General features: G+C 30.3%; 2 protein-coding genes. Both read left to right on the plus strand.

From position 1 onward, the window contains the following. Positions 1-133 precede the first annotated feature (133 nt). Positions 134-733, plus strand: a complete 600-nt coding sequence (locus tag DXB83_RS16230; protein ID WP_158581127.1) for a DUF2971 domain-containing protein — start codon at positions 134-136, stop codon at positions 731-733. 354 nt (positions 734-1,087) lie between these two features. Continuing rightward, positions 1,088-2,956, plus strand: a complete 1,869-nt coding sequence (locus DXB83_RS16235; protein ID WP_118697889.1) for an NACHT domain-containing protein — start codon at positions 1,088-1,090, stop codon at positions 2,954-2,956. The last annotated feature ends 375 nt before the right edge of the window (positions 2,957-3,331 follow it).

Consider the following 3,331-nt stretch of genomic DNA (forward strand, 5'->3'; position numbering starts at 1 on the left):
TCATTTTGGTGCAAGCGTAATTCATGAGTAACGTAGCAATATTTTGCGCTTACGAAATTACGAAGCGACGATAAACAATCTGCTTAAATTGGAGCATGGTAAATATTTCGTATATGGACAATGCTGGTCAACTTTGTCTGATAGTGATGCTTTATGGAGAATATATTCATATAATCAACATGCAATTCAAATTAAAACCACTGATGTCAAGATAAAGAATTTGTTAAAAACGGAATCAGATATTTTATATGAAATCAGAAAAGTAAAATATGATGTTGAACCGGAAGACAATCTGATGCATGAGCAAGTGATGCAGTTGAAAGAAACGAAGACAATATATGAACCGTTTTTTCATAAGAGAAAAGCATTTAAACATGAAGCAGAAGTAAGGGTATTGGTTGATGATGCACGTTGGTATCAAGTAGTGGGAATGAGTAGCATGGGAGCTAATTGGAGAATTTATAAAAAAATGCAAGAAATTCCAGAAGATGTAGATAGACTTAATGAAGTAGAAAAGAGATTAACGGAATATATGGGGCATTGGATAGAAAAAGAACTTCCTGTAAATTTTTGCCAATCAATAACATGTCTCAATAAATACATATCAGGAGTTAAGGTTCATCCAATGGCTGAAGAATGGTATGTAGAACTTATAAAGGGATTATGTGAAGAACATAATATAAAATTTGAAGGGCAATCAAATTTATATGGCAAGACAGAAAAAGGAATGTAGGAAAAATATTTTCAGGGAAAATATTTTTGTTCAAAAGTTCTTTGCAAATACCTGGAATCTTAGTATAATATCCTCATGGCAACACTTTGGCAACAGAAAATCAGTAAGCCAAAATAAAATGTGTAAATGAAGTAAAATATCGGCATATTTCAAATAGAACTTAAACAATATAGTTTAAGATAAAACAACACCTTGCCGAGTTTGAATAGTACGAGAGTGTACAGATTATTTTATATGGCGGGTAGTCTATGAGATTGCCTGTCATTCGTTAAATTTACATGTTATTGTTATTAATTGTTGCCATTCATGAAGTACTTATAAGTATAAGATGCGATTTTCGAAGGAGTATTAAAAATGCAGGAAACAGAAGAAAAAGGTGTGTATATGGACGGGTTAGATGAGGGAATTAAAACAATAGTAAAGAGTTCAAGCGAAAAGGCTGTGAATTCTGTCTTAAAGTTTATATCTGATAAGTACGGAAAGGCTTGTGTAGCTACTGGTAGTGCATTTAATTTATATTTAAAGAATTCTGAATTAAGGTATAACAAAGTAAAAACATTAGCAGATATGACAGAACCACGAACACTTGAAGGTGAAAATGGAATATATGTAGATGTTTATGTGGAATATAAAGGTAAAAGAATATCTACATCTACTGTAGATAATATGATGCAAATTAGTAATAATATTATAGTTTTGGGAAGTGGTGGAACTGGAAAATCAATGCTTATGCGACATTTATTTGTTAATACGCAACACAGAGGAAGCTATATTCCTGTTTTAGTAGAATTGAGAAAAATGTCAAACGTTGATAAATCGGATTCATTGCTTAAAATGGTACATAGTTGCATAGAAGAGTTTGATGTCAGATTAGATCAAACTCAATTTGAATATAGCTTGCGTTCAGGCAAATATTTACTACTTTTTGATGGCCTAGATGAGGTAAAAGAGGAGATTCGAGATAGGGTAGAAAATTTAATTCAAGAATTGAGTAAGAAATATCCTCGAAATGGTTTTGTTGTATCGTCAAGGAAAGAAGGTGTAGATTTTAAAGAGCTTGAAACATATACTGTAGTAAAATCACTTCCACTAGAAAAGGAACAGGCGGTTGAATTAATCAATAGAATTGGGAGAAATGATGATAAAGTTAAAGAATTTTCAGAATTATTATCTAAAGAGCTGTTTAAAAAACATAGAGATTTTGCATCTAATCCATTACTGTTAACAATGATGTACATTACGTTTGTTGATAACAATATAATACCTGAACACTTAACTGATTTCTATGAAGCGGCTTATGATGCATTATATAAAAGACATGATGCAAATAAAGACGGAGTATTTGAAAGAGATTATAAGTGCAAAAAATTGGGAGAAAAAGAATTTAAAGATTTATTTTCATATTTTTGTTTTCAATCATATTTTATACAACAATATGAATTCAGTAAAGAGGAAATTTGCGAGTACATAAAAAATGGTATTGAAAGATTAAATCTTAAAGAATTAATTGAAAACCCCGGAATGTTCTTTAATGATATTAAAGATATTGTATGTCTGATTGTTGAGGAAGGCAGTAAATTTAAATTTACACACCGATCTTTTCAAACATATTTTGCTGCATATTATACAGCTACTCAAGTTTCAGATGAACAGCAAAAGACCTTTTTGGGTAAAGAAATAAGAAATCAGAATTTTCTAAGGGATGACTTCTTTTATATGTTAAGTAGACTAGAAGGAGACAGATTTAGTAGTAATATACTGGAACCAGGGATAAGAAAAATTTTGAAAAAAATAAGGGAAAGCGAATCGCCGGAAGTAGGTTTATTAACATTAATGTTTCAGTCAGTATCGGTTCATGAAGGAAGACTAATGAGGGGAATTAATTCTGCTAAACATATGAAAATTCCATATGAAAGAAAAATACTAATGTTATACAATAAAATATTTTATAAAGGATATATTGGAAAAGATAAAGAGGAAGAAATTATTGTTAAGAAGTTAGAAAAATTGAATCAAGAGAATTATTTGCATGAAATAGAAATTACAGAATTAGTATTATTAAAACAAGAGGATCAGACAAATGATTTAATTGATTTACTAATTTCATATTTGGGGATAAATGATTTGCTAGATGAACTCTCAAAATGGATGATTTCCCAGGATAATAAAAAAAATAATATAAAAAAGGAAACAGATAGAATAAGAATGCTCGCATTATTGTAGTAGCTATTAAAGTATTTTAGCAACAAACATGCAAGTGTAGTGGCAACACTTTGGCAACGGAAAATCAGTAAGTCCAAATAAATTATGTAATTGAAGTAAAAAATCGGCATTTTTAGAACAAAACTTAAACAAAATAGATTAAGCTAAAGCTACAATTTGCCGAGTTCGAATAACAGATTAAAATGCCGAAAGCCTGTATTTATGCGGGCTTCCGGCATTTGTTTTATCAAATGGCTTTGGTTTGGCTCTATTTGTGGGAACAATAAATGATAAATAGAAGAAATTTAATAAGGAGCATTATATGACGAAAGTGAATTTTTATGTAAACGGTAGAACCTGAGTACCTTTTTATTCACTTCAAGTTATGCCATAATC

This window comes from Blautia sp. OM06-15AC, from assembly GCF_003481425.1.
Classification (GTDB): Bacteria; Bacillota; Clostridia; order Lachnospirales; family Lachnospiraceae; genus Fusicatenibacter; species Fusicatenibacter saccharivorans.